General features: G+C 60.1%; 1 protein-coding gene. It reads right to left on the bottom strand.

Features of this window, described 5'->3' with window-relative positions; translation table 11 throughout:
- Positions 1–1,003 (bottom strand): outer membrane protein assembly factor BamB family protein (locus AC097L_RS26645; RefSeq protein WP_479589692.1); only part of this gene is annotated, 1,003 nt, incomplete at both ends.

Raw genomic sequence — 1,003 nt, 5'->3', positions numbered from 1 at the left:
AGGCCCAGAACTTGCCGCTCTTCTGCCCTGCACCGACCAATTTTCCGCCGCCATTCCCTTTTCCTTTCCCGTTACCACCCTCGCCGCCCGGCCCCGTGAACAGCATGGGCCCCTGCGCGAAGTCCCAGTCCGGGCCTTTAGGGTTGGGACAGTTGTCGTTCGGGGGAACGACAAGGCCCGGTACGTTGAGGCCACACCCGACATTCCAGGTGTCATATGGAAGTCCGCGCGCTGACCATTTGATGGCGCCTGTGCTGAGATCCAAAGCGATGATCGAGTCAAAGTGGTTGTCCGGGCTCATGCATACCGCCGGACTGCCGCCACTGTTGAGGCAATTCAGCACAGCATCCGGTACCCAATAATTGTTACCCGTGGCCATGTAAGCCAAATTGCGCTCCAGGTCGACTGCACCCGTGCTGCCCCAGACGGCACCACCATAGTAGCCCGGAGGAACGGTGTAACTCTTCCATCTGATGGCTCCCGTGGTGACATCGAGGGCTACCACGCTGCCGCGAAAGTTCCATTGCCAGTAGGCCTTGGGCTCGAAACCGGCAACCAGTTCCTCGTTGGACGCGACACCTACCAGCGCCACGCCATTGGCGATCACCGCTGAATGCGTGACGAACGACAAGGCTGTCGTGTCGACTTCGGTGACCCAGAGCGGTGCGCCGGTATTTTTGTTCACCGCAAAAACCCGGGCCGACTGTGGCGCGGGCTGCCCGAAGGCCTGCAGAAATTTGCCGCTCTGGTTCCCCAAAATCAGCGCGTTGCCCGCAACAGCGGGTGTGGCGCGGGCGAAGTCACCCGCAATCCCGGTGTAGTCGGAGATCGGCTTCTTCCACACCACAGCGCCAGTATGCTTGTTCACTTTGTAGAGGAAGCCTGCCGAGTCGGGAAAGTACAGGGACTGCCCGTCGACCGCAGGATTGGCGGTCACGTCACCGTCGGTCGCCACAGTCCATTTCAACGTCAGGTTCGACACGGTTTTTACGCTGATCTCTTT

This window comes from Rhodoferax sp. RT5P35, from assembly GCF_056521385.1.
Note: the sequence above shows the minus strand (reverse complement) of the source record. Positions and strands in the feature narration are given on the sequence as shown.